Origin of the sequence: Limnobacter litoralis (assembly GCF_030160455.1) — a bacterium.
In the GTDB taxonomy this organism is placed as follows: domain Bacteria; phylum Pseudomonadota; class Gammaproteobacteria; order Burkholderiales; family Burkholderiaceae_B; genus Limnobacter; species Limnobacter litoralis.
In genome coordinates this window covers 25,646-50,520 of the sequence record NZ_BSOJ01000002.1, presented here as the reverse complement: position 1 = coordinate 50,520, position 24,875 = coordinate 25,646, and the positions used below count along the sequence as shown (strand labels likewise).

Annotated in this window: 21 protein-coding genes; 7 read left to right on the top strand and 14 right to left on the bottom strand. The window is 55.4% G+C overall.

Annotation, left to right across the window (positions count from 1 at the left end; all coding sequences use genetic code 11):
• Positions 1-57: 57 nt before the first annotated feature.
• Both QQJ87_RS00770 and QQJ87_RS00765 read right to left on the bottom strand, forming a co-directional pair.
• The gene (locus tag QQJ87_RS00770) at positions 58-801 is read right to left on the bottom strand and encodes an SDR family NAD(P)-dependent oxidoreductase (protein ID WP_284279365.1); all 744 of its coding nucleotides are present in this window, start codon (positions 799-801) and stop codon (positions 58-60) included.
• The gene (locus QQJ87_RS00765; RefSeq protein ID WP_284279364.1) at positions 798-1,922 is read right to left on the bottom strand and encodes a glutathione S-transferase family protein; all 1,125 of its coding nucleotides are present in this window, start codon (positions 1,920-1,922) and stop codon (positions 798-800) included. Before QQJ87_RS00765 ends, QQJ87_RS00770 begins: the two co-directional genes overlap by 4 nt.
• A gap of 153 nt (positions 1,923-2,075) precedes the next feature.
• On the opposite strand from QQJ87_RS00765, the gene QQJ87_RS00760 reads away from it, so the two are divergent.
• Entirely contained in the window at positions 2,076-2,690 is a 615-nt protein-coding gene (locus QQJ87_RS00760; protein ID WP_284279362.1) for a TetR/AcrR family transcriptional regulator, read from the top strand.
• Here QQJ87_RS00760 and QQJ87_RS00755 read toward each other — a convergent pair.
• The 7 genes from QQJ87_RS00755 to QQJ87_RS00725 form a co-directional block, all read right to left on the bottom strand.
• Positions 2,687-4,030 carry a DUF1329 domain-containing protein gene (locus QQJ87_RS00755; protein ID WP_284279361.1) on the bottom strand — a complete coding sequence of 448 codons (1,344 nt, stop codon included), beginning with the start codon at positions 4,028-4,030 and terminating at the stop codon, positions 2,687-2,689. The genes QQJ87_RS00760 and QQJ87_RS00755 overlap by 4 nt on opposite strands.
• 24 nt (positions 4,031-4,054) lie before the next feature.
• Positions 4,055-5,899: a DUF1302 domain-containing protein gene (locus QQJ87_RS00750; RefSeq protein ID WP_284279360.1), complete on the bottom strand. Its 1,845-nt coding sequence runs from the start codon at positions 5,897-5,899 to the stop codon at positions 4,055-4,057.
• A 129-nt stretch (positions 5,900-6,028) separates the two neighbouring features.
• On the bottom strand, positions 6,029-6,829 hold the full coding sequence (locus tag QQJ87_RS00745; RefSeq protein WP_284279359.1) for a transglutaminase family protein: 801 nt from the start codon (positions 6,827-6,829) through the stop codon (positions 6,029-6,031).
• The gene (locus QQJ87_RS00740; RefSeq protein WP_284279358.1) at positions 6,826-7,785 is read right to left on the bottom strand and encodes an alpha-E domain-containing protein; all 960 of its coding nucleotides are present in this window, start codon (positions 7,783-7,785) and stop codon (positions 6,826-6,828) included. Before QQJ87_RS00740 ends, QQJ87_RS00745 begins: the two co-directional genes overlap by 4 nt.
• 12 nt (positions 7,786-7,797) lie before the next feature.
• On the bottom strand, positions 7,798-9,213 hold the full coding sequence (locus QQJ87_RS00735) for a circularly permuted type 2 ATP-grasp protein (protein ID WP_284279357.1): 1,416 nt from the start codon (positions 9,211-9,213) through the stop codon (positions 7,798-7,800).
• A gap of 89 nt (positions 9,214-9,302) precedes the next feature.
• On the bottom strand, positions 9,303-11,732 hold the full coding sequence (locus tag QQJ87_RS00730) for a DNA internalization-related competence protein ComEC/Rec2 (RefSeq protein WP_284279356.1): 2,430 nt from the start codon (positions 11,730-11,732) through the stop codon (positions 9,303-9,305).
• A 57-nt stretch (positions 11,733-11,789) separates the two neighbouring features.
• Entirely contained in the window at positions 11,790-12,224 is a 435-nt protein-coding gene (locus QQJ87_RS00725; RefSeq protein WP_284279355.1) for an RrF2 family transcriptional regulator, read from the bottom strand.
• A 115-nt stretch (positions 12,225-12,339) separates the two neighbouring features.
• Here QQJ87_RS00725 and hmpA point away from each other — a divergent pair, with 115 nt between their 5' ends.
• A complete protein-coding gene (hmpA, locus tag QQJ87_RS00720; protein WP_284279354.1) occupies positions 12,340-13,512 on the top strand; it encodes an NO-inducible flavohemoprotein in 1,173 nt (390 codons plus the stop codon).
• Here the strand turns inward: hmpA and QQJ87_RS00715 are convergent.
• Entirely contained in the window at positions 13,496-14,275 is a 780-nt protein-coding gene (locus QQJ87_RS00715) for a TatD family hydrolase (protein WP_284279352.1), read from the bottom strand. The genes hmpA and QQJ87_RS00715 overlap by 17 nt on opposite strands.
• A gap of 14 nt (positions 14,276-14,289) precedes the next feature.
• Here QQJ87_RS00715 and QQJ87_RS00710 point away from each other — a divergent pair, with 14 nt between their 5' ends.
• Complete coding sequence (locus tag QQJ87_RS00710; protein WP_284279350.1) at positions 14,290-14,856, top strand: DUF2062 domain-containing protein; 567 nt, start codon at positions 14,290-14,292, stop codon at positions 14,854-14,856.
• Here QQJ87_RS00710 and QQJ87_RS00705 read toward each other — a convergent pair.
• Together QQJ87_RS00705 and QQJ87_RS00700 are read right to left on the bottom strand one after the other, a co-directional pair.
• Positions 14,839-15,531 carry an ABC transporter ATP-binding protein gene (locus QQJ87_RS00705; RefSeq protein ID WP_284279349.1) on the bottom strand — a complete coding sequence of 231 codons (693 nt, stop codon included), beginning with the start codon at positions 15,529-15,531 and terminating at the stop codon, positions 14,839-14,841. The two genes, QQJ87_RS00710 and QQJ87_RS00705, sit on opposite strands and share 18 nt — an antisense overlap.
• Positions 15,524-16,777 carry a lipoprotein-releasing ABC transporter permease subunit gene (locus QQJ87_RS00700; protein ID WP_284279383.1) on the bottom strand — a complete coding sequence of 418 codons (1,254 nt, stop codon included), beginning with the start codon at positions 16,775-16,777 and terminating at the stop codon, positions 15,524-15,526. The genes QQJ87_RS00705 and QQJ87_RS00700 overlap by 8 nt, the downstream gene beginning before the upstream one ends.
• A 72-nt stretch (positions 16,778-16,849) precedes the next feature.
• Here QQJ87_RS00700 and QQJ87_RS00695 point away from each other — a divergent pair, with 72 nt between their 5' ends.
• Positions 16,850-18,022 carry a hypothetical protein gene (locus QQJ87_RS00695; protein ID WP_284279348.1) on the top strand — a complete coding sequence of 391 codons (1,173 nt, stop codon included), beginning with the start codon at positions 16,850-16,852 and terminating at the stop codon, positions 18,020-18,022.
• On the top strand, positions 18,019-19,752 hold the full coding sequence (gene recJ, locus QQJ87_RS00690) for a single-stranded-DNA-specific exonuclease RecJ (protein ID WP_284279347.1): 1,734 nt from the start codon (positions 18,019-18,021) through the stop codon (positions 19,750-19,752). The genes QQJ87_RS00695 and recJ overlap by 4 nt, the downstream gene beginning before the upstream one ends.
• Before the next feature lie 120 nt (positions 19,753-19,872).
• Here recJ and QQJ87_RS00685 read toward each other — a convergent pair whose 3' ends face one another.
• Positions 19,873-21,495: a methyl-accepting chemotaxis protein gene (locus QQJ87_RS00685; RefSeq protein ID WP_284279346.1), complete on the bottom strand. Its 1,623-nt coding sequence runs from the start codon at positions 21,493-21,495 to the stop codon at positions 19,873-19,875.
• 97 nt (positions 21,496-21,592) lie between these two features.
• Positions 21,593-22,021, bottom strand: a complete 429-nt coding sequence (locus tag QQJ87_RS00680; protein ID WP_284279345.1) for a hypothetical protein — start codon at positions 22,019-22,021, stop codon at positions 21,593-21,595.
• A gap of 140 nt (positions 22,022-22,161) precedes the next feature.
• On the opposite strand from QQJ87_RS00680, the gene prfB reads away from it, so the two are divergent.
• Positions 22,162-23,266 (top strand): peptide chain release factor 2 gene (gene prfB, locus QQJ87_RS00675; protein WP_284279344.1). Its coding sequence is split into 2 segments (ribosomal slippage): positions 22,162-22,233 and positions 22,235-23,266, totalling 1,104 coding nucleotides; the frame shifts between segments, so codons are not numbered across the junction.
• A gap of 13 nt (positions 23,267-23,279) precedes the next feature.
• Entirely contained in the window at positions 23,280-24,815 is a 1,536-nt protein-coding gene (lysS, locus tag QQJ87_RS00670; RefSeq protein ID WP_284279342.1) for a lysine--tRNA ligase, read from the top strand.
• Positions 24,816-24,875: the final 60 nt, after the last annotated feature.

Sequence of the window (24,875 nt, the reverse complement as noted above, 5' to 3'; positions counted from 1 at the left end):
ACTGCGCAAAACCCGATCAACCGCAATTGGACCTTAGTCGGTTTCATGACCGTGGCCTTATTTGAAAAAGCGCCACAGACTGGTCGGCATTTTCCCCATTACAGGCTTGAAGAATCGCCATGGGTAAGCGGGAACCACACCAGTGCCGCTGCCCCGTTCAATATGGCCTGCAATTTGTCGGGCTGCCTCATTTGCACTAACGACGAAGGGGTATTTGTCCATGTCATCCACGATTTCGGTTTTCACAAAGCCAGGCAGTATCTTCGTGACAGCCACGTTGTGGCGTTTCAGTTCGATTGCAGCGGTGTCCAGATACATCGACAAGCCTGCTTTGGTTGCGCAATAGGCGGCTTGGCGTGGAATCGGCATCAGGGAGGCCAGTGATGAAATGCCGACAATGTGCCCTTTGCCGCGGGTCTTGAAATAGCGCGCCGCAAAGTGAATGGTGGCAACCGCACCCAAAAGATTGGTCTGCAACAAACCCAATTCTTCGCTCAATTGGTTGTTGCCGACTTTGGTGAGCTGATTGGCACCGGCGTTGACGATGAGGATGTCCACATCGCCACCCAGCTTTTCAATCAGTGTTGTCATGGCCCCGTCGATCTGGTCAACCCGATTAACATCTAGGCTCATTACCTCAATTTGAACACCATGTTGTGCGGTCAGTTCGGTCTTCAAGGCTTCCAGTCGTTCAATTCGACGGGCCGTTAAGCCCAATGCACACCCTTGACTGGCGTAATAGTGTGCAAGCGCTGCACCTATGCCAGACGATGCGCCAGTGATCACGATGGTTTTGCTCATGCTGCCACCTTTTTTGATTCGATGCGTTCGGCAAGGCAAACAGTCAATGCAACACGTTCTACGCGTGGCCAGGCTTTGGTAACCAGATCTTCCGCATCCCAGCTTTTAAGCCATTTGCGGATGGTGTTTTGGTCTTCTGCGGAAAAGCTGTTGAATGTGTCCAGTGCTCTCTGGACCATCCAGATCATGTACACAAGTCCACCTCGCGTAAATGGCTTTCCGGCCAGATTTCCCTCGATCATGTCCACTCTGCGGGGCAAAGGTTTCCCGACTGGAAAATCGGCGAACTTGAGACTCACAGCATCCGCTGTCTTTCTAACGAAAGGAACAAATTCACGGAATATGGAGTGAAAAACCGGATCGAGAGTGGGCGGCATTTCATCGGCTGGCCAAAGTGCGCCTTGGCTGAATTGTTCGGGATTCGTCATGCGAGTCAGCCACGCAGACAGGTTTTTCCGTGGGGTTAGCAATTCACGCTTGGGCCAAGGGTCTCGTCCATGGTGCCCGTACATGCTACCGACCAATCCAAAGTCGCCCAGGCTTGGGCGATTGCCGAGCAAGAAGGGTGTCTGTTTGAAATGCGCATCCAGAGCATCCATCATTTGCGCATTCCAATCATCAAGCGCCTTGTACTGTTCAGGAATGACACCCACCCATGGAAGCAGGGATCGCATGGCCTTTGCAGGTATGGCGGCAACCCGCTTTTGGATAAACCAAGGTGCCCAGGGCAGTAGCCCTTTGCCCGCGTCGTGTTCGAAGACCACGTAATTTTCTGGATGACACCAGCGTGTGTACATGGCAGACGGAATCCACCATTCATCACCCCAGGCCTCGAGAAGTCGGGATGCAAATTGTTGAAGGGGAGTGTCTGGCATGACCGGATTGACGGGGGTCTCACTTTCAAACCGGTCAATGATGACACTGGTGTCCTGAATCCATTGCCCATCGGCTGTTTTGATCACAGGCATGACCACAGCACCGGTCTTGGCCTTGATCTTCTTCATCAACGTTATGTAATTGACTTGTCTGAAGTCAAAGTCAACCTTTTTGTAACGCAAGTAACACAGTGCTTTGCCTGTGAAATACGACATGTGCCAGCCATAGAGGGTGTGCCGTGCCATGAATGTCTCCAACCTGTTTTGATTGTTTTTAATCATTTTTTGGTTAATTTAACGATAAATTTTACATACTGTCAAATTTATATATAATCTTGTTTATCCCCGTAGTCGAAGCGAATGCCGAGGCTTTTTTTCAGGACTTCCGGAACTGAAGCAATGTCAAATCGAGACTCCAAATCCCGCAAGAGAAGCTATCTCGACAAACAAGAGCGTCGGCAATTTCTGATTGAAAATGCCGCAGTTCTTGTTGAGCAAAAGGGCTGGGCCGTTTTGAACATGAGCGCATTGGCGACTTCTGCGAAGGTAAGCCGTCAATTGGTTTATCAACATTTTCCAAGCCTCGATGCCCTGCTGGTTGAAACGGCCAGTTTCATTTTTTTCGAGGTTATGAATGAATCCCGACTTGCAGTGGAAAAAAACAGTGGGAACCTTCGGGACGCCATCAAGTGTGCAGCGGCAGTTTCACTGGATTTACCGAAAGGCAGAGGCAACGCACTGTGGCAGTTGATCGCTGGCATGAATTACGGCTCCCGGGAACTGGAGCAACTGAGATTGCAAATTCGAGACTTCATTCTTGGACTCTGGATGACGACATTTTTCGATCGCAATACTGCCAATTCAGATTCTTTGAGGTCTCTCGTCTGGATGTTGATCATGTCGTTTTGGGGTTTGCGTCAAATGATCTGGGACGGATTGATCGGTCGTGAACACGCGATGCGTGAACTCGACCGAATCGTGGATGCTTTGTTGCCCGGCGTCCCCGTGGCCTAGTTACCCAGGCGTCTGAGTGCATTCGGAGAAAAATCTTCAAGATTCAGATTCAGTCCGAATTTGTACATTTTTTCCTCATTGTTCAGGCCACCTACGAGATAGCGCCTGGCCTGGAAATCGTAGGTGACCTCAGCCACTGGCACAGGGTTGATCTGATCGTAGCCTTGAATGAAAAACAGCTCTTTTGAACGCCACAATTCGCCGCGACCGTCGTATTGGTCGCCCAAGGTAATGCCCCAGGTGTCCTCATCAATGTAGAAAACCCTTTTCTTGTAAATGTGGCGCATGCCCGGCTTCAGTTCACCCTCAACCACCCACACACGATGCAATTCATAGCGTGTGTAGTTGGGGTTCAGGTGATGCGGCATCACGATGTCTTTGTATTTTGCGGTTCTGTCAGCCAGTTTGTAGTCGTTGAATGGGATGTAAATTTCTTTCTTGCCCAGCAGTTTCCATGTGTAGCGGTCGGGTGATCCGTTGTATCCGTTCAGGTCGTCGTTGGTACGAAGCCCGTCTACGCCAATGCCTGGGGAGTCATATGCAAGGTCTGGTGCCTTGATGATTCGCCTCAGGCCTGGATTGTATTGCCAGGCCAGACGCGATTCTTTCACTTGATCGATCGGTTCATGAACCAGAATGGCCTGCCCGGCCACATTCGAAGGCGCTGTCAATTGTTGAATGTAGTAAAGAATGCGGTTTCGTTCGGCATCCGGTAAAACGGAAGCCATGGCTACGGTTTCGGTTCGGGTACCAACGGTGTAGCCACCATCCGCTTGAACGGGCATGTCCGCCGAGTAGCGCAGAAATTCGCCGCCAACAAATCGCATCAGGTGGTTCCACAGCACTTCAATGCCAGATTGAGGGATTGGAAATGGCACGTTGCTCTTTCCGCTGTCCATGACACCGTTTCCACCCGAAGCCAGGTGAACTTTCAAGGCCTGTTGCTTTGCCAGGTCGTAAACGCTTTGAGTGTAAGCAGCCGTTCTGTGGGTCGGAAAGACCCGTATCTGATAGCTCGGGTAGCGCTTCAGCATTTCTTGTTGTCCTGCTGTCAGGTGGTCCTTGTACTGCCCAGCGTTTGCGCCTGTGATCGTAAACAGTGGCTTTTCACTGGCAAACGGATCGACATAGCCTTTTTCCCGGTCCCAGCCTGCTGGCGGCTTGGTCATACCACCTGTCCAGGCCGGAATCGTGCCATCCTTGTTGCCGGCTTTTTCAGCGCCAATGGGGGTGAGGTCTTTGCCCAGCCTGTCGATGTCGCTGGCTCCTACGGCCGCGTGCACAGCACTGCCTATTGAACAGGTGATGCAAAACGTTCCAATTACCGCTTTTAATTTCATGTTGTCCCCGTTATTTTGTTTTAGTTAAAAATCAACGCCAACCACGACAGAGGCGTAATCCCTGTCACGGAATTGATCGTATTTCGCCACCCGTCCGAAGCGGTTGTATGAGATGTCTGCGTAATAGCGAGAGCGCCAGTCAATCTTCACTCCAAGTCCCAAAATCCTGCGGTCTTCGACCAACAGAAGGTCTCCTGAATAACCCTTCACATCGTGTGACCAGAAGACCCGCGGACTTAGGTTGGCACCAGCAATCACATTGGGATAGCTGAGTTGTCCAACCACTCGATAGCCCCATGAGTTGGGGGTCACAAAGCCCACAGCTTCGCAGGTGTCCGGGTTGGCGTTGCCCGTTTGCGCACAGCTTGTTGCACTGGTTTCAGCGATGCCGAAGGTGGGTGGTCGACCGTATCGAACGCTGTTCATGGGGTCGCCAATGCCGGAGTAGTGCTCGAAACCGACTTCGCCGATGAGCGATAGACTTGAAGCACCCAGCACCCTCGGAATGACCCGTATGCCACCGAACTGCACTTGAGTTTTGTCTTTGCGATCGAAACCTGGAATGCGTCCAGTCTGGTTTCGAAGGGCACCCAGAGGACCTGTCCCTGTCAACACCCCCGACACAAAATCATTGGTGTTGTAAGGCACGGGCAGACCTTTGGTGTGACTGATCTCGGCGAATACCGAATAGGGTCCGATGCTGTCCGTCACAGTGAGTCCGTCCACCTTGATGTCTTCCGCCGAGTAATCGAGATAGAAGGACAGTGGATAGAGATTGGTGCTGAACAGCGAGCCAGGGATGTTAGACGGTTGACGTTTCAGGCCAAGCGCCGGAATGCGCTGGTGGTACTGGGCATGGAAGAAGCCAAATTCCCTGCCGGATTCACTGTCAAAATAGCGTGCAGCCAGACCAAACTGTCCAGAACTTTTCGGTTGACTGTCTGACAGGCGGCTTGCCCTGAAATTAATCAGCGACAGCGAAGGCAACATCAGCTGCGTGCCAAGCAAGGTGCCCGGAGAAGTGCCGTTGTAGGCTTGCTGGTCACTTCTGCTATCAAAGCTGGCCAAGGTGATGCCATTCATGACCACGGTTCCCGGATTGAAAATGGCACCTGAGCAATTCAAGGGGTCTGCTGGAGAAAAGAATGTGCCGCACCCGTCTACTCCTGTGGATCGCCAGGCCAGTTGATAAAATCCTTCCAGACTAATGCTGTCATTGACGCTTCCACTGACTGATACTTGTGGAATGGGCAACAAAACCTCCTTAAGCTGTGCGCCTGGTCTTCTGGAGGCCGCAGCGTCAAAGCGGCCAAACTGGCTGATGCCGCCCTGGATGAACAGCCCCTCGCCCCATTGCACCACTTCGTTGCCGAGCTTTACTGTAATTGGGTGGTTTGCGATGGGGCGGAAAGTCCCAAATACGTAGGCGTCCAGAAATTTTATGTTTGAAAATTTAGACAAGGCAGGAAAAGCTTTGTCGGACAGCGGCGTGTTGGGCACGTAAGCATTGTCGTAACTTCCGTGTATGACGGGTCTGTTTTTCAGCGATTCATCGCTGAACGCTTTTGCTCGAAGAAATACGCCAAGTTTGTCTTTCTTCAACTCCAGTTCACCAATCGCACTGGCAATGGTCGAAAATGATTGGCCTTTTTTAAAGTTCAGATTGCCATCGTCCGCATTGCCGTTGGCAGCCTTACCACCATTGCCCACGCCGATGAGGTTTGGGTCCGCATCGCGGGTTCGAATGCTGGTGCCGTAGGACGTGGTCAATGACCAACGGCCATCAATGCCGTTTTCAAGCCCGAATGTGCCCGCTTGCGCGGCAAGTGAAACAGCGGTTAGGGCGAGCGCCACACCAGTTCGCTGCATAGATGTCTCCGGTCGTTTTTATTGTGTGTGTTTTGTCCGGCGCTACTAAAATGGACAAGGTGTAAAATTTACACTGTGTATATTTTTAAACGAAAAAAGAGAGACTTGCAACTCTTTTTTGAATGACACTCATATTCCCGATATTTGAACACCCACCTTCATCCTTTCCTCACCCCCACCCGACCGAACCCCGCGCACGGGCGACGCGCCGGTGAAATCGCGTGCCACTGCCAGTCGGCAGTGGAACTCGTCGGCCAGGCACCGGTGGGTGGCGTCCACACTTAGCCAGGCTTGTTTGTCGGGGTTGTACACGTCTACCCAAGCGTGGCTGGCGTGCTCGGGCGCGTGTTCTGAAAACCGGTAGCCGCTGACGTATCGGGCGCAGAATCCGTGCGCCCGCAGGCAGGCCAGCATCAGGTGAGCGTGGTCTTGGCACACGCCTTCGCCATTTTCAAAGGCGTCAGCCGCGGTGTGTGCAACGGTGGTGCTGCCGGTTTTGTATTGCACGCGGTCGGCCACAGCATTGGCCAGCGCCAGCATGCGGGCCTCGAACGGAATGTGGCTGTCGGCCACAAAACTTGAAAACTGCGCCATGTCGGGGGTGTACACCGTCAGCGGCGTGGCCCCACTGAACACCAAGGGGTTCACGGGGTCAGCCTGATCGTGCAAGTAGCCGCCCACCAAGGGTGTTAATTCAACCACGCCCCGGCTTGTCACCTCAAGCCGCTGGTGGCTTTGATTCACGGTGAAATGGGTCACTTTGTTGCCGAAGTGGTCGAGCGTATGCGACGCCTTGGCGGGGGTGCTGATTTCCCATTTCAGCACCTTCTGGTTTGGCAGCTTGAACGGCGTCAGCCGAATGTGCTGAATGCTGTAAATCACAGGCCAGCTGTAGGTGTACTCCGTGTGGTGTTCAATGTGCAGTTTCATGTTTCCAGCGGAACCAGAAAATCCTGGCTGATCCTGTTGCCCAGGTCGTTCACCCGTTCCAGAAAGTTCGTGAGGTAGGCGTGCAAGCCGGTCTGCAAAATATCGTCGATTTGGCTGTACAGCAATTCGGCGCGCAGTTTGCCGGCGCGGCGCTCGGTGTCGTCTGAATAGTCGTTGCGCACCAGCGCCAGGTTGGCGCACACCTCGTTAAGCGACGCCAACAGCGACCTCGGCATGTCGTCCCGCAGTATCAACAGTTCAGCCACGCGGTCGGGCGTAATCACGTCCCGATACACCTTTCGGTAGGTCTCGAACGCCGACACCGAACGCAATATGGCGGCCCAGTGGTAGTAATCGGCGTGCGGGTCAGCGTTGTTCAATTGGCCCAGGGGGCTGAAGGGCATGCTGTGAAATTTCACGTCCAGCAGTCGGGCGGTGTTGTCTGCCCGTTCCAGAAAGGTGCCCAGTCGAATGAATCGAAAGGCGTCGTCTTTCAGCATGGTGCCGATGGTGACGCCCCTGGACAGGTGCGATCTGAACTTGACCCATTCAAAAAACTCGGAGGGGTCGCGTTCGCAGAGGTTGTCGGCCAACAGCTTGCGCAACTCCAGCCAGGTCATGTTGTGGGTTTCCCAAACCTCGGTGGTCAGCGCGCCGCGCACAGCCCGTGCGTTTTCTCGGGCGGCCTGCAGGCAGCAGTAAATGCTCGACGGGTTGTTGGGGTCTTTCACCATGAAGTCGATCACGGCTTCTGGTTCCACTTCGCCGTGCTTTTGCAGGTAGGCGTGTTGCAACTCGCAAATGGACAACATGGCGCGCCAACCCTGCTCGGAATTGTCGGCGTCTTGTGGCAGCAGTGACGTCTGCACGTTGACGTCCAGCATGCGTGCGGTGTTTTCTGCGCGCTCAATGTAACGGGCCATCCAGAAGAGGTGGTCTGCGGTTCGGCTCAGCATGTGTCTCTCCTTTTAGCGTTCAAGTACCCAGGTGTCTTTGGTGCCGCCACCCTGGCTGCTGTTCACCACCAGCGACCCTTCGCGCAGGGCCACGCGGCTTAACCCGCCAGGAATCAGGGTGACTTTGCTGCCTGACAGCACAAAGGGCCGCAGGTCGATGTGGCGCGGGGCAATGCCTTGTTCAACAAAAGTGGGGCAGGTGGACAGGGCCAGCGTAGGCTGGGCGATAAATTTGGCAGGCTCTGCAATCAGCTTTTGGCGGAAGGCTTCAATTTCAGCCTTGGTGGCGGCAGGCCCCACCAGCATGCCGTAGCCGCCAGCGCCATGCACTTCCTTCACCACCAGTTCAGGCAACTTGGCCAGCACTTCTTTCAAATGATCGGGTTTGCGACATTTCCAGGTGGGCACGTTGTTGATGATCGGTTCTTCGCTGAGGTAGAAGCGAATCATGTCGGGCACGTAGGGGTAGATGGATTTGTCGTCGGCCACGCCGGTTCCGATGGCATTGGCCAGCGTGACGTTGCCGGCCCGGTAAACCGACAGCAAACCCGGCACGCCCAGTTGAGAATCTTCACGAAAGGCCAGTGGGTCCAGAAAGTCGTCATCCAGCCGCCGGTAGATCACGTCCACCCGCTTGGGGCCCAGCGTGGTGCGCATGTAAAGCACTTCTTTTTCTACAAACAGGTCTTTGCCTTCCACCAGTTCAATGCCCATTTGTTGGGCCAGAAAGGCGTGCTCAAAATAGGCCGAGTTGTACATGCCCGGCGTCAGCACCACCACGGTGGGGTCGCTTGAATTCTGTGGCGTAACAGAACGCAGGTTTTCCAGCAGGTTGTCGGGGTAGTGTTCAACCGGGGCCACGCGATTGCGGGCAAACAGCTCGGGAAACAGCCGCATCATCATCTTGCGGTTTTCAAGCATGTAGCTCACGCCGGATGGCACGCGCAGGTTGTCCTCCAGCACGTAAAATTCGCCTTCACCGGCCCGTACCACGTCGACGCCCGCAATGTGCGCGTAAATGTCGCTGGCCACTTTCACGCCCTGCATTTCAACGCGGTACTGTTCGTTGCCGAAAATCTGCTCAGCCGGAATCAGGCCGTTTTTCAGGATCTTTTGTTCGTTGTAGATGTCCTTCAGGAACATGTTGAGTGCGGTCACGCGCTGGCGCAATCCGCTCTCCAGAATTTTCCATTCATGGGCAGGAATGATGCGTGGAATGATGTCGAAGGGAATCAACCGTTCGGTGCCGGCGTCGTCGCCATACACGGCAAAGGTAATGCCCACACGCCGGAAAATCAGGTCCGCTTCAGCGCGTTTGTTGGCCAGCTTCTCGTCGGCCTGCTGACCGAGCCATTTGTTGAAGTCCTGATAATGAGCCCGCACATCGTCAGGGGCTTGATACATTTCGTCAAAAGGAGTGGATGCCATTTTCTTGTTTTCCTGTGCCTGATGATCGGGTTTATTCAAGAACTGTGCCACGTGCATGTGCTGTTAATTTGACAGTCTGCAATACAAACTTACCAGCGAACGGGGCGGTTTGCACTGCTTTCGTGCAGCGTCCAATAGCGTTTGCGGACTTCACCCGCAATATTGAATGTTGGCGGCGTTCTGTTTGCCGGAAAGTGAAAGGCCAATGCACCAAGTTGGGCCGTATTGAACAACAATGCTCCGGTGTGCTGGTAGGTGTCGACGGTCTGTGGGGCAGGGTGGTGGTAATGGTTTTTCCAGCCCGATTCGATCACGATGAAGTGGGGCGCCACTGCGGTCAGAAAGGCAGGCGTTGAGGAGGTTTTTGATCCATGGTGCGGGCTGATCAGCACTTCACTGGTTAGTTGGCCAGGTTTGAAATGGGTCAGCAGGTATTGCTCGGCGGGTGCCTCGATGTCGCCCGTTAACAGCACGCTGTGGTGGGCATTGCTGACTTTCAACACACAGCTTTGGTTGTTGTCGCCCTTGGGTGGCTTGGCACTGCCTTGCCACAGGGGCAAGGGTTCGAACAGCACGCCATCCCAGCGCCAGGCTTTGAAGGTGTGGCAAAAGGCTGTTGCAATACCGCGCTGTTGGGCAAGGGCATTCAATGGGTTGTCGGCTGGCATTGAATTGACAAACAAGGCGGGCTTGAAGTGGTTTAGCAAATAAGGTGCGCCGCCGCTGTGGTCGCTGTCGTTGTGCGACACCCACAAAGCGTCAAAGGGTTGGGTGCCTTGCTGCCGCAGCCATGGCGCGACAATGCGTCTGCCTGAGTCGCTTTCAGCGGAGTAGGCGGGGCCCGTGTCGAACAGCAGGCGGTGGTGCGTGGTGTCAATTGCCAGTGCCGTGCCTTGGCCGATGTCCAGCACATTCAGTGTGAAACTGCCCTCAGCCGGGCGTGGGCTCGGCCACAGCATGAGTGCCATCAGCGCAAGCCCGGTAATCTGTGTTTTCCACCCCAGCGGCGTAAGGCAAAGCAAACTGCCAAAGAATGCCAGCAATACGATCGGCCATGGCTGATTGGGCACTGGCAGTGTGGCCCAGCTTAGGGCGTTGAATGCATTCAGCCAGTGGTTCTGCACTTGCAAAGTGAATGCGGCCAGGTGCAGGGCGGTTGCGCTGTGCAGCAGGCTGCCAGCCAGCGCCAGCGGCGTGGTGAAAAGGCTCATCCAGGCAATCGACAATGTATTGGCCAGTGGGCTAACCAGCGACTGCTGGTTGAACAACACACTGCAAGGCACAAACAAGGCCACGGTGACTGCCCATTGCGAGCGAATGCCCAGCCACAATTTTTCAGAGCGCAAGCGTGGAAAGCGATACACCCCTTGCCCAACCACCAACAGGGCAAACACGGCCAGAAATGACAGGTAGAGCCCGGTGCGCTGGCAGGCCCAGGGGTCGATTGCCAGCGTTGCACACAAGGCCAGCCACAGGCTGTCCCAGGGGTTGGCCCTGCCTGTGCTGTACTGGTTTAACACCAGCGCCGCCAGCATGATCAGCGCCCTTTGCGCAGGCAAGCCCCAGCCTGTCAAAAGGCAATAGGCCAGTGCGGCTGCAACAGTGGCCACCACGGTGGCAAGGTGCGCATGGGTGCGCAGCGCCTGCCAAGGCACGCGGGTCAGAATTGCGCGAGCCAACCAGCCCGCCATCAAGGCCATCAGCCCGATGTGCAGTCCTGAAATGGCAATCAGGTGCGCAACGCCTGTGTTGGCGTAAAGGTCACGGGTTTGTGCATCAATCAGCCCCTGCTCGCCCACCGTCAGGGCCAGCACAATGCCCGCCTGGGGTGTCATTCCGAGCACTTTGACAATCCACTGTTCAATCGCCCATCGGCCACTTTGCAGAAGGCCGCTGAGTTGGGTCCTAGGCGTGCTAGCAAACAACTGAACAGGGCCCTTTGGTTTGGCAAAGCCGCCGATGCCGTCGGCAAACCAGCGGGCATTGGCGTCAAACCCATCAAGTTGCAAAGGGGCATAGGCCGCTTTCAACTGCAGTTTGGCCCGGTAATGCGCAGCAAACTCTGGTGCTTGCCCACTGGTGTTTTGCAGCCACAGGGTGGTGTCGTCTGGCAGGCAGGGGTTTGGGCTGTGTTGCGCGCGAATGCGCCAGCGCGTTTGTCCATCGACCTGCCACGCAGCAGACAGCAGTTCAAAATCGGTTTGTACAATTTGCCCGTGGCATTCAAGCGGAATTCGATGTTCCAAGTGCCATTTGGCCAGCGGCAAAGTGCCGGCATACCCCAGCAACAGGGCCAAAGCCAAAAGCCACCAACCCCGCGTGTAGAGCAACAAAAACAGGGCCATGAGCATCAGGCCACAGGCATTCAATGGGGGTGGGCAAGCGGGTACAAAACTGGTCCAGTTTGGCCATTGCGTTTGGCTGTGAAACAGCGATTGCCCCGCAAACAGGCCGACTGCCAGCAGGCACAGCGACGGAAAGCGGGAAAGTGTGGGCAATTCAGGCCGTGGGCAGGACACAAGGGCCTACAGCATGCCCGCAGATTTAAACGATGGCGACCAGGTCGTCAGCCTGGGTTATCCGAGGTGTAACTGGATGGTGTGAAGTTCATTTCTGGTGGGGGTGTCGATGACATCGGCCAGCGTGAATTGCCCGAGGCTTTCCAGAAAGGCGTCGCGCGCTTGCGACAGCTTGAATTTCAGCTGACAGCTTTTCAGGATCACACACGGTTGCCCCGCACAGTCCAGCGGCTCCAAGGTGTTTTCCATCCATTCCACCACCTGCCGCAGACCAATTTCCTCCGGCTTTTTGGCCAGACGTATGCCGCCCGTTTTGCCCCTACTGGCTTGCACCAGGCCGTGATGCACCAGTGAATTCGCAACCTTCATCAAGTGGCTTTTCGGAATGTCGAAACGCTCGGCAATTTCCTTGATGGTGGCTTGGTCCGAGGGCATCGACGCCAGGTACATCAGCGTGCGAAAGGCAAAGTCGGTGTGTTTGGTCAGTTGCATAAATTTAAATGTATTAAAAAGTATTGCGTTGGCCTGTTTTGGAGGCTTGACGACACTGTCAGTGCGCCCCTAATCTAAAGATACATTTTAAATGAATCTTTAAGGAATAACCACCATGCTCTCAGCCGACACCATTGCCACCGTTAAATCCACCGTACCCCTGTTGCAGCAGCATGGCCGACAAATTACTCAGGCATTCTACGGCCGTTTGTTCAAACAGCACCCTGAATTGCAGAATATTTTCAACATGTCCAATCAGCGCAGTGGTCGCCAATCCACCGCATTGGCCGACTCGGTGCTGGCCTACGCCATGAACATTGACAACCTGGCGGCGCTGTTGCCCGCGGTGCAACGCATTGCCAGCAAGCACGCCAGCCTGGGTGTTTTGCCCGCCCACTACCCAGTGGTAGGTGAAAACCTGTTGGCCGCCATTCAAGAGGTGTTGGGGCTGCCCGCTGACCATACGGCGTTGAAAGCGTGGGGTGAGGCTTACGGTGTGCTGGCCAAGGTGTTTGTGGATGCAGAGGAAGGTCTGTATCAGGCGGCTGAATCCACTGAGGGCGGATGGCGCGGTTTCAGGCCCTTCGAGATTCGGGCCATTGAACGTGAAACTGCGTTGGTGCAATCGTTCCTGCTTTACCCCGCAGATGGCAAGACGGTGCCCGCGTACAAGGGTGGTCAGTACATCGGCATCCAGCTGAAAAACACAGCCAGTGGGCACGATGAAATTCGTCAGTATTCCTTGTCTTACTGGGGTCAGCAGGGCTATTTTCGCATCACTGTCAAGGCGGAGGAGGGCGGCATTGCGTCCAACCAGTTGCACCATGCCAAGGTGGGTGATCAGGTGTTGTTAAGCCCGCCCCAAGGTGATTTTGTATTGAACGCGCAAGCCCCTTCGCAGGTGTTTATTGTCGGTGGCGTGGGCATTACGCCCCTGTACGCCATGATGAAGCAGGCTTTGGCCCAGCGCAGCAGTGGCCAGAAGCTGACTTTCATTGCCTGCAGCAAGAACGCCGAACTTCAGGTGTTTGCCCATGAACTGCGTGAAATGGCCAAGCTGCCCAATGTCACCGTGAAATTGGCCTATGAATACGGGGAGGGGGGTGACGTGGCGGGTTACCTGACTGAACCTGTTTTGAAAGACTGGATCAGCGACCGCAATGCGCAGGTGTACTTCTGTGGGCCGCTGCCTTTCATGGCTGCCTTGCAGGCCATTTTGCACGATGGCTTGAAGTTGCCAGAGGCGCAGTTGTCACACGAAGTGTTTGGCCCTACGGTTGCAATTTAGGCAACACCCGAATCGCATTGGCCTGCGTGGCTGCAGACAAGGCAGGCAGATCGATTCCACGCAGCCCGGCCACCACCTGCGCAATGCGGGGCAGGTGTTCGGGCGCGTTTCGTTCTTTGGCAATCCAGCTGGGGGCAATGTCTGGCCCATCGGTTTCAAGTACCAGCGCTTCCAGCGGCAACTCAGTGGCCAACCGGCGAATTTGAAGCGCCCGGGTGAATGTGCAGGCCCCGCCAAAGCCCAGGCACATGTTTAACTTCAGAAATTCTTCAGCCTGCTGAAAACTGCCATTGAAGGCGTGGGCAATGCCCGATTTTGGCTTGAACTGTCGCAAGCCTTTCAAGATCAGGTCCTGAGAGCGCCGCACATGCATCACCACGGGCAAATCGAATTCGCGTGCAAGCCGCAGTTGCGAGTAAAAAAACAGGGTTTGCCGTGTCCAGTCCGGGTTGGGCTCAAAGCCGTCCAGTCCGATTTCACCGATGCCTACAAACAGCGGGTCATTCAGACATTCCTGCACTTTGCTGCGCAGTGCATCCAGGTCTTCCACTTGCGCGTTGTGTACAAACATGGGGTGGATGCCCAGGCAATAAAAAACGCCGGGCGTTTGGTGGGCCAGTTGTTGTACGGTGTCAAAGTTGGCCCTGCACACCGCGGGCACCACAAAACGGGTAACATCCCTGTCACGCGCGCGCGCAGTCACCAACTCCCGGTCAGGGGCGTATTCATTGGCGTCCAGGTGAAGGTGCGTGTCGGTCCACATTCCTGAAGTTTGCCATGATTCGACGGTGGTTACGCAACAGGCTGCCCAAAGCCAGTTCCATTGAACGGTATTTCTGGGCACGCCCATTCAAGCGCTATCTCGCGCACCCCAACATCTGGGCGATCAATCGCCGCAGTGTGGCGGGCGGCATTTCACTGGGGCTTTTCACTGGGCTGATTCCTGGGCCGTTTCAGGTGTTTGGCAGTGTGGTGGGCGCGGTGCTGTTTCGCGTCAATTTGCCGACGGCGGTGGTCACCACCTTTTACACCAACCCTTTGACCATCGTGCCCCTGTACGTTTTTGCCGTGGCTTACGGCAACTGGCTGCTGGGGGGCGTGGGCGAGGGCAAAATTCCGGTGCTGCCTGAGTGGGACTGGTCGAACTGGTGGGGGTCTACCGAGGCCCTGCTTCACTGGGGTTTGAACCTGGGGCCTTCACTGGCGGTGGGTTTGCCCGCCACCATGCTGACGCTGGCCCTGGTGGGCTATTGCGCCGTTCGCGTGTTGTGGAATGTCGGCATTCGAATCAGCGTGGTGCGAAGGCGCAGACGACGGCTGCGCCGTTCACTTCACGACCGTTAATTGCCCTTTGGACAGGGACAACACCCGTTCACAACGGTGGGCCAGTTCCAGCGAATGGGTCACCATCACCAAAGCGGCTTTGGCCTCGCGGTTGTTGTCGATCAGGCTGGCAAACACCTGATTGGCTGTTTCCAGATCCAGGTTGCCCGTGGGTTCATCCGCCAAAATCGCCTTGGGTTGGGTCACCAAGGCCCGTGCAATGGCCACTCGCTGGCGCTCACCACCCGACAATTCGGCGGGGCGGTGGTTCAGGCGATGGCCCAAGTTCAGGCGTTCCAGCACCACGGCAGCCCGTTGACGGGCCTGTTTTTTATCCGTGCCACCAATGCGCAGCGCCATGGCCACGTTGTCCAGCGCGCTGAACTCAGGCAACAGGTGGTGAAACTGGTAAATAAAGCCCAGCGTTTTGTTGCGCTGAAAGCCCAATTCACGCACAGACCACTGGTCAATGGCCTCTGTGCCCCACAGCACTTGCCCGGAATCCGGGCTTTCCAGCCCGCCCAGAACGTGCAATAGGGTGCTTTTTCCGGCACCTGAGGCGCCGACGATGGCCACGGTTTCGCCTTCCATGACCTTGAAATCCAGCTCGTGAATGACGCGCGTGGCTTGGTCTGCCGCAGTGATGCCTTTGAAGGCTTTGCTCAACTTGCGCGTTTCAATGACGACTTTACTCATAGCGCAGCGCCTCCGCAGGTTCGGCGCGGGAAGCCCGCCAGCTGGGGTAAATGGTGGACACCACGCTGAGGACCAAAGCGACAACCACGATGGTTGAAATGTCGGAGAAGCGTGGGTCAGACGGCAGTTCGCTGATGAAATAAATGGAACGTGGCAGGAATTGTACGTTGAAGATGTGCTCAATCACCGGAATGATGTTGGGCAGATACAGTGCCAGCAAATAACCGATCAACACGCCAAAGAAAGTGCCGATCCAGCCGACCAGCGCACCTTGAACAATAAAAATGCGAAGGATCGACGATGGGCTTGCACCCAGCGTGCGCAAAATCGCGATTTCACCCCGCTTGTCTTTCACGGTCATCACCAACATCGAGACCAGGTTGAAAGCCGCCACCGCAATAATCAGCGTCAGAATAATGAACATCATGCGTTTTTCAGTGTGAACGGCTGCAAACCAGGTGCGGTTTTGCACCGACCAGTCGCGCACCCAATAAGTGGCGGGCAGAATTTTTTCCAGTTCGCTGGCCACGGCGGGTGCGTCGTTCATGTCGGTCAGCTTGATGCGAAGGCCAGTGGGGCCGGCCGTGCGGTAAAAGCGGGCAGCGTCTTCAATGTTCATCAGCACCAGGCCGCTGTCGTATTCATAGTGGCCAGTGCTGACCACAGCCGTTACCCGAAAGGCTTTCAGCCGCGGAATAACCCCGGCGGGTGTGACTTGCCCGGCCGGTGCGATGATTGTGATTTTGTCGCCCGGGGTGACGTTGAGCTGTTTGGCCAACTCGATCCCGATGGCAATGTTGAATGAGCCGGGCTGCAGGGTGGACAGGCTGCCGGCCACCACGTCATGAAAGTCAGACACCTTGGGTTCAAGGTCGAGATTGATGCCGCGCACCAGCGCCGGGCGCAAGTTGTCGTCGAAGGCCAACATGCTTTGACCCGCCACATAAGGCGCCACGCCCACCACGCGCTTGTCGGCCTTTTCAATGGTGTGCATGGTGTTTTCCCAGTTCTCGAAGCCATCGGCGGGGGCCAGCACCTCAACGTGGGCAATCACGGACAACATGCGGTCGCGCACTTCTTTTTGAAATCCGTTCATGACTGAGATGACGACGATCAGCGCGGCCACACCCAGGCCAATGCCCGCCATGGACAGTCCGGAAATGAATGAAATGAATCGATCTCGACTTCGGGAACCACCACCGCGCACATAGCGCAGCGCAATTTCAATATCAAAGGGTAAACTAATCACAAAATTTCCAGACGATGGGTTGAGATTTCAACGCGTCACCATTGTAGTTTGAATCAAACATTGGCAACCATGAAAGAAGCACCTTTGTGCGTGTTCGTACCGAATATTCTATTGCCCGAAGAACTGCTTGCCCGGGTTCCCGAGGCTCAGAAAGCCACCATGCAGCAAACCCTTCCGGATGGCCTGAAAAGGTCGCTTGCGCGCTGTGGCAACAGCCCTTACACCTCAGCAGGCCAGCTCGACAGGCTTGAAGCGTGGCTGATGCATCACTTGGATGACGCCCTGCCGGAAAAGTTCGAACATTACCCACCCTGGGCCATGATGAACAGCAGCGCGCCCGCCTTTACCCAGTTCTGGGGAAGTGTCGGCAATCTGGAGGTCACCCGCGACGGTGTTCGGTTTACGCCGCCCGAATTGCTGCAAATCACCGAGCGTGACCTGCAGAAATTCTGGACTGTGGTCAGCCCCATTCTGAAGCGCCATGGCTGGTCGTTTGGGCAAAGCCATGTGGACTTGGTGGAATGGCACCAGCTGTTGCGCAGCGAAAAACCCCTGCCGATGGAACAGGCCTCGCCCTGGTCGGTTCAAAGCGTTCGCTTAAGCGATTACCTGCCGCTGAACGACGAGTGTGCAGACTGGCGTCAAATGTGGCACGCGCTACAGGTTGAACTGCACAATGCTGAATTCAACACCCAGCGCGAACAGCGTGGCTTAAAGCCCTTGAATGCGCTGTGGTTCTGGGGTGGCGGACAGCCTTGGATTGCGAAAAAGCCCTTGCCGCGCGTGTACTCAGTCAGTGCCGATGGGGTGTATGAATTGGCCAAAATGACTGATGACGCCGACGAAGCAGTCAATCGCTTTGTGTTCTGGCTCAATTTGCTCGAATTGATGAACCCCACGCAAGATGAGCAGCCCCCAACCTGCAGGCCAAGCCTGTACTGCGTGCAGTTTGAGGGGTGGGGCGGTGCAGCCGATGCGCTTCAGGTGCTTGAATCGGAAGTCATCCAGCCCATGAAAATGGCCGGGCTTGCCTTCGAATGGGTGCTGTTGGGTCTGAATGGCTGGCGCACCTTGCACGCCACCTGGGTAGAGCGTTTGCGATTCTGGCGCAGGCAGCCTGACTGGCAATGGCTGTCTGAACCCGCCGATGAACTGGCCCCTGACGAAGCCGATTTACGGGCCGCTTGGGCGGCTGGGCAGCGCGATCAGGCCGCCATTGATTCTCAATGGGACCCCTCATGATTGAACACCAGGTGCGCAGCGCCGACCCCTCCGTTGAAGCCGCCCTGTGCGGCATGGGCATTCACCCCCTGATGGCCCGTCTGCTGGCCAATCGGGGTGTTGATCCGCACGAAGCCCCCCGCACGGGCTTGGCTGACCTGCTGAAGCCTGCAGCCCTGAAAGGCATAGACCGCGCGGCCGAAATTCTGGCAGACGCGCTGGAGGCGGGGGCCAAAATTGTGGTGGTCGGCGACTACGACTGCGATGGCGCAACAGCCACGGCCGTGGGCGTGCGTGGGCTTCGCATGCTGCTGGAGTCTTTGGGTGCAGAGTCCGCCCAAAGCGCCGAACTGATTGAATTTCTGGTACCCAACCGGTTTGAATACGGCTACGGCCTAAGCCCCGAAATCGTGCAACTGGCCGCAGAGCAGTTTGAACCGGACCTGTTGGTCACTGTGGACAATGGCATTGCCAGCGTCGAAGGGGTTCAGGCTGCCGCAGACCTCGGCATTGGGGTTTTGGTGACCGACCACCATTTGCCCGGTGACACGCTGCCCGATGCCTTGGCCATCGTGAACCCCAACCAGCCCGGTTGCCCCTTCCCAAGCAAGTCGATTGCCGGTGTGGGCGTGATGTTTTATGTGTTGCTGGCCACGCGCGCCGAACTGCGGCAACGCGGTGCTTTTGATGCCGACACCCAACCTCGGCTGGACGCCCTGCTGGACCTGGTTGCGTTGGGCACCGTGGCCGATGTGGTGAAGCTTGACGACAACAATCGCAGGCTGGTGGCCCATGGTTTGCAGCGCATTCGAAGTGGCCGTGCGCAACCCGGTTTGCTGGCCCTGTTTCATGAGGCTGGCCGCGACCCGCGCCAGGCCCTTGCTGCCGACCTGGGTTTTGCCATTGGCCCACGCCTGAATGCAGCTGGGCGATTGTCTGACATGAGCATCGGCATTCGCGCCCTGCTGGCTGACGATTACGCTCAGGCCAGTGAACTGGCAGCCCAACTGGGCCGCATGAATGAAGAGCGCAAACGCATTGAAGAAAGCATGCGACGCGACGCGCTGGAAGACATTGAGTCCTTTCTGAAAGATGAAAACCCGGCTGCGGGCGTGGTCGTTGCCCACCCCGAGTGGCATCAAGGCGTCATCGGCATTTTGGCCTCACGCATCAAAGACCGCCTGTACCGGCCGGTGATTGCGCTGGCCCCCGGCGACGATGGGCTATGGAAAGGCAGCGGGCGTTCGGTTCAGGGTGTGCACCTTCGGGATGTGTTGGACCTGGTCAGCAAAAGGCTGCCTGAGGGCGCAATGCCCAAATTTGGCGGGCATGCCATGGCCGCCGGTTTAACCTTGCAGTCGGAGTTTCTTGAACCCTTCAAAACCGCCTTCGCACAGGCCGTGGAAACGCTCAGTGATGCGTCGGCCCTGCAACGCAAAGTCGAAAGTGACGGTTCACTGCCGACAGGCTACATTCAGGCCAGCGTGGCCGACATGCTGAATACCCAGGTGTGGGGTCAGGGCTTCCCGGCCCCGTTGTTTGTGGATGAATTTGAAGTGCAAAGCCAGCAGTTGCTGAAAAACGCGCACAGCAAGTTCATGCTGTTGCGCGATGGAAAGCGTTATGTGGCGCTGCGCTGGCGCAACACCGAAACCCTGTCGGGCAGGGTGTTGTTGGCCTACCGGGTAGAACGCGACACCTTCAACGGAGGCGATGCTGTGCAACTGATTGTGGAACAGGTGCTGTCCTGAACGCGCCGCTTGCCCAGCGCAATTACGACCTGGCGCTTTTGGTGTGCCTCGGTGTGTGGCTGGCAGGGGTTTGTACCCGCCTTTTTGTCCATCTGCGTGGCCATGCTGCTTTTTATGTCTTCAATTGAACGCTTTCACAGAATGAATCAGTGATTCTGATACTGTTGTTAAGTGCATGGCCACTTGAGTATTCTGTTGCGCAGCAGCCGTATTTTCTTCGGTCATTTGTGCAACTCTTTCGACATTGCGGCTGATCTCGACACTGACGTTGGATTGTTCTTTCATGGAAATTGCGATCGCTGCAATCGCCTCTGAAACACGATCAGACTCCTGCTTGATTTTTAAAATAGTTGAATTCACGACATCCGCCTGCTCAATGCCCTGCTGGACCATCTGCACGCTCTCATCCATTGAGTTCACGGCACCTTTCGTGATGTCGAGAATGTCGAACACCATCTTTGAAATGCGGTCTGTCGAGCCCTTGGTCTGTTCGGCTAGTTTTCGAACTTCGTCGGCGACTACCGCAAAACCACGGCCTTGTTCGCCGGCTCGGGCCGCTTCTATCGCTGCATTCAAGGCAAGCAAGTTCGTGCGGTCGGCAATTTCAGTGATTGTGGACACGATGTCGGAAATCGCAGTGGATTGCTTCTCCAGCGTTTGTACAGCATGTGCACTTGATTTCACCGATTCTGCAATTCGCTGAATGTTGCTTACAACACCGCTGAGAGTTTCCATGCCTTGATCTGCAGATTCTTTGGCTACCGCTGCTGTGGCGGTCGCTTCATTGGAGTTTTCGGAAATCTGGGAAATGCTGACGGTCAGTTCTTCCACCGCAGCCGCCATCGACGCAGTTGCGTCGGCCTGTTCAGAACTTGCTCCTGCCATAGAAGTTGAAGATTCCTTGACCTGAGAGGCGCTCACGCTCAGCTCCATGGCAGATTTTTGGATTTTTTCAATCAGTTCTCGCAGGTTTCTTTGTGCTTTGGCCATCTCGGTCAAGAGCAGATCCACCTCGTCTTTGTTGGCACTTTGGATATCGCTGCTCAGATTGCCTTTTGCAATTTCAGAGATGTGTCTGTTAGCCAGGCTCAATTTGTTACCAATTGAACGTACCAGCGTGATGGTTGCAACAATAGATACTATCAACAGCAAACCAAGCGCAAGTCCCACACCCCAAATTGCTTGATCATAAGAACTTGCACTTGCTTTGCGTCGCACATCCAGTAATCCCGACTCCTCTTTTTCAATGTCTTGCATGATGCCACGCATCTTGTCCATCATAGGCTTGCCGGACAAAGCCGAGTATTGCTCTAGAAACTGTTCTTGCGTTATGGCCTGCTGGTTCAGACTGCGTCGGGCTTCAATGGTTTTTGAGAGAGAATTGTTTAGCCAGTTGATGTACTCATTGTGTAGCGCATCCAACCGGCTGGTTTGTGCAGGATTGTCGGCGGTTAATTGCTTAACCTGCTGAAACTGACCTTCAATGTTGGCTTTCCCCGTCATAAACGGTTCTAGAAATTCGTCTTTTCCTGTGATCAGAAAACCTCGTTCGCCAGTTTCCATGTTGATCATGGATTCGCGAATTTGTCCCACATCTTTCAGTACCTGCAAGGTGTGTTCATTCATGTAACCGGTTTCTTTGATTGTTTTGGCACTGCCTAGGCCAAGAGCACCGATGACAAGCCCGAGGGCACTGACGACTGTGAATCCGAATCCAATTTTGGCGCGAAGGGTGTTAAGCATGCTTACTTCCTGTTGGTAATGCAAAAAATTACTTAACATTTTTGGGTAAGGATGCTGCCTCGGGAATCTCTAAGATTGGTGATGCCCCGTTTGGGGGTTAAGTATTTTCGTCGGCAATTCTCACAAACGGCCCCACACAGGCGTTCAGGTTTTCTTCGCGGCACATCATGAACTGGTCGCCCGTGTCTTTCATGTAAATAAAGGTCACCGAGCGTGTGCCCACCTGCATGATCTCGCCCGTGCAGTCTTTCTTGCCGTTGTCTTTCACCAGGTTGTCTTCCCAGCGGTAAAACCCGCTCGCGCTGGGTTTGTCTGAAATGCTGAGGTCTGATTCGGAAATTTCGTCACCGCTGCTGACCTTCAGCGTGCCGTCGTCGCGCACCACATAGGTTTCGCTGCATTGATAACCCGGAACATCAACACGCCAAATGCCGACCAGCGGGTTGCCTTTTGCGATGGTGCCCGCTTGGGCGATGGAAAGGCTGGCCAAGGGCAACAGCAGGGCAGCTAAACGAAGGTGCTTCACGGATAAGTCCTTTTCTTGAAGAAGGGTAAGGCAAGAATACCCAGCTGTTGCAGTTTCAGCAATAAAAGCGCCAAGGATTCAACGGCTTTTTGCGATACAATTGAAGGTTATCTGTTGACCTGCACTGCAAAGACCCAAACATGGAAGCTGAACGTTTAAACGCCCTCATCAACTTGCTGACCGACCTGAAAGACAGGGGCGGCGAGCTACGGAGGTATCTTTGACGTCGATCGCAAGGCCGAACGGCTCGTTGTGGTCGATGCCGAGCTAGAGTCGCCCGACGTCTGGAACGACCCCAAACACGCCCAAGAGCTGGGTCGCGAGAAGAAATCACTTGAAGGTGTGGTGGTCACGGTCAACACCGTGCAGGCCAATTTGAACGACGCCATTGAGCTGCTTGAAATGGCCAGCTCGGAAGGCGATGAAGACACGCTGGTGGCCATCGAGGGCGATTCGCAGTCTTACAAAGCGGTCATTGAAGACCTCGAATTCCGCCGCATGTTCTCCAACCCGGCCGACCCCAGCAACTGCTTCATTGACATCACCGCCGGTGCAGGCGGCACGGAAGCGCAAGACTGGGCGTCCATGTTGCTTCGCCAATACCTGCGTTACTGCGAACGCAAGGGCTTCAAGGTTGAAATCATGGAGCAGTCTGACGGCGACGTGGCAGGCATCAAATCAGCCACCATCAAGGTCGAAGGTGAGTACGCCTTTGGTTACCTGCGCACTGAAACCGGCGTGCACCGCTTGGTGCGCAAGTCGCCGTTTGACTCTTCTGGTGGACGCCACACCTCGTTTGCATCGTTGTTTGTTTACCCCGAGGTGGACGATTCCTTCGAGATCGACATCAACCCGGCCGACGTGCGAACCGACACCTACCGCGCCAGCGGTGCGGGTGGTCAGCACATCAACAAAACCGATTCTGCGGTTCGGCTGACCCACATTCCAACCGGCATTGTGGTGCAGTGTCAGAACGACCGTTCACAGCACCGCAACCGCGACGAAGCCTGGCAAATGCTGAAGTCGCGCCTGTATGAGTTCGAGATGCGCAAGCGCATGGCCGAGCAACAGGCCCTTGAAGACACCAAAACCGACGTGGGCTGGGGTCATCAAATTCGCAGTTACGTGCTCGACAACAGCCGCATCAAAGACCTGCGCACCGGTGTTGAAATTTCCAACACGCAGCGTGTGCTTGACGGCGACCTTGACCCCTTTATTTCTGCCAGCCTGAAGCAAGGCATTTAAACCGGACATTTTCATGAACGACAAAACCAACCCCACGCAGGCTGAAGAACCCATTCTGGACGAAAACCAGATCATCGCTGAGCGCCGCGGCAAGCTGGCCAAGCTGCGCGAGAAAGGCCAGGCCTTCCCCAACGGCTTCAAGCCCGCCAACAAGGCGGCTGATCTGCACGCCCACTATGGCAATTTGTCCAAAGAAGAACTCGACCCTCAAGGCATTGAAGTCAGTGTGTCTGGCCGCATGATGCTGAAGCGCGTGATGGGCAAGGCCAGTTTTGCCACCGTGCAAGACGGCACCGGCCGCATTCAGTTCTACATCAACAACGACGGTGTGGGCGAGGCCGCCCATGGTGAATTCAAGCACTGGGACCTGGGCGACATCATCGCCGCCAAGGGCAAGCTGTTCAAAACCAACAAGGGTGAGCTCAGCGTGCACTGCACCGAAATTCACCTGCTGGCCAAAAGCCTGCGCCCCTTGCCCGACAAATTTCACGGCCTGGCCGATCAGGAAATCAAATACCGTCAGCGTTACGTTGACCTCATCGTCACGGAAGAAACGCGCAACACCTTCGTGGCCCGTTCACGCGCCATGTCGTCCATTCGCAACTTCATGACGCAGCACGGTTTTCTGGAAGTGGAAACACCCATGTTGCACCCCATTCCCGGTGGTGCATCGGCCAAGCCATTTATTACCCACCACAACGCGCTCGACATGGAAATGTACATGCGCATTGCGCCAGAGCTTTACCTGAAGCGCTTGGTGGTCGGCGGCTTTGAGCGTGTGTTCGAGATCAACCGAAACTTCCGCAACGAAGGCGTTAGCCCAAGGCACAACCCCGAGTTCACCATGATGGAGTTTTACGCGGCCTACTGGGATTACCGCGACCTCATGGACTTCACCGAAAAGGTCATTCAGCACGCCGCCATTGAAGCCCGTGGAACCGCCGTGTTGACCTATCAGGGGCGTGAACTGGACTTGTCAAAGCCGTTCGCCCGTTTGACCATTGTTCAGGCCATTCAAAAGTACTTCCCCGAGTACACCACTGAACAGTTGAACGACAAGGCCGCATTGAAAGCCGCCTTGCTGAAAAAAGGCGTGAACACCGACAAAGAGCCCGCCTTGAAAAACGCGGGCATTGGCGCACTGCAACTGGCCCTGTTTGAAGAAACCGCCGAAAGCCTGCTGTGGGAACCCACCTTCATCGTGGATTATCCGGTCGAAGTGTCACCACTGGCGCGCGCATCCGATGCGAATGCCGAGATCACCGAACGATTCGAATTGTTTGTGACCGGCCGCGAGATTGCCAACGGCTTCTCGGAATTGAATGACCCCGAAGATCAATCCGATCGCTTCAAAAAGCAGGTTGAAGCCAAAGAAGCAGGCGACGACGAAGCCATGTTCTACGACGCCGACTACATTCGCGCCCTGGAATACGGCATGCCCCCGACGGGTGGATGCGGCATTGGCATTGACCGATTGATGATGCTGATCACTGACAGTCCCAACATTCGGGATGTGATTCTGTTTCCGCATTTGCGTCGGGAAGACTGATTTAGGTCATTCAAAGCCCACCTGCTCACCGCGAACAGCACCCCGTGGTAAAGGTTGCCG

What these genes read in the sequence shown, in the direction of transcription:
- QQJ87_RS00710 (WP_284279350.1), top strand. Translation starts at nt 14,290, where the DNA reads ATGATTCGACGGTGGTTACGCAACAGGCTGCCCAAAGCCAGTTCCATT.
- QQJ87_RS00760 (WP_284279362.1), top strand. Translation starts at nt 2,076, where the DNA reads ATGTCAAATCGAGACTCCAAATCCCGCAAGAGAAGCTATCTCGACAAA.
- QQJ87_RS00770 (WP_284279365.1), bottom strand. Translation starts at nt 801, where the DNA reads ATGAGCAAAACCATCGTGATCACTGGCGCATCGTCTGGCATAGGTGCA.
- QQJ87_RS00750 (WP_284279360.1), bottom strand. Translation starts at nt 5,899, where the DNA reads ATGCAGCGAACTGGTGTGGCGCTCGCCCTAACCGCTGTTTCACTTGCC.
- QQJ87_RS00755 (WP_284279361.1), bottom strand. Translation starts at nt 4,030, where the DNA reads ATGAAATTAAAAGCGGTAATTGGAACGTTTTGCATCACCTGTTCAATA.
- QQJ87_RS00715 (WP_284279352.1), bottom strand. Translation starts at nt 14,275, where the DNA reads ATGTGGACCGACACGCACCTTCACCTGGACGCCAATGAATACGCCCCT.
- QQJ87_RS00735 (WP_284279357.1), bottom strand. Translation starts at nt 9,213, where the DNA reads ATGGCATCCACTCCTTTTGACGAAATGTATCAAGCCCCTGACGATGTG.
- QQJ87_RS00685 (WP_284279346.1), bottom strand. Translation starts at nt 21,495, where the DNA reads ATGCTTAACACCCTTCGCGCCAAAATTGGATTCGGATTCACAGTCGTC.
- recJ (WP_284279347.1), top strand. Translation starts at nt 18,019, where the DNA reads ATGATTGAACACCAGGTGCGCAGCGCCGACCCCTCCGTTGAAGCCGCC.
- lysS (WP_284279342.1), top strand. Translation starts at nt 23,280, where the DNA reads ATGAACGACAAAACCAACCCCACGCAGGCTGAAGAACCCATTCTGGAC.
- QQJ87_RS00765 (WP_284279364.1), bottom strand. Translation starts at nt 1,922, where the DNA reads ATGGCACGGCACACCCTCTATGGCTGGCACATGTCGTATTTCACAGGC.
- QQJ87_RS00740 (WP_284279358.1), bottom strand. Translation starts at nt 7,785, where the DNA reads ATGCTGAGCCGAACCGCAGACCACCTCTTCTGGATGGCCCGTTACATT.
- hmpA (WP_284279354.1), top strand. Translation starts at nt 12,340, where the DNA reads ATGCTCTCAGCCGACACCATTGCCACCGTTAAATCCACCGTACCCCTG.
- QQJ87_RS00705 (WP_284279349.1), bottom strand. Translation starts at nt 15,531, where the DNA reads ATGAGTAAAGTCGTCATTGAAACGCGCAAGTTGAGCAAAGCCTTCAAA.
- QQJ87_RS00725 (WP_284279355.1), bottom strand. Translation starts at nt 12,224, where the DNA reads ATGCAACTGACCAAACACACCGACTTTGCCTTTCGCACGCTGATGTAC.
- QQJ87_RS00745 (WP_284279359.1), bottom strand. Translation starts at nt 6,829, where the DNA reads ATGAAACTGCACATTGAACACCACACGGAGTACACCTACAGCTGGCCT.
- QQJ87_RS00695 (WP_284279348.1), top strand. Translation starts at nt 16,850, where the DNA reads ATGAAAGAAGCACCTTTGTGCGTGTTCGTACCGAATATTCTATTGCCC.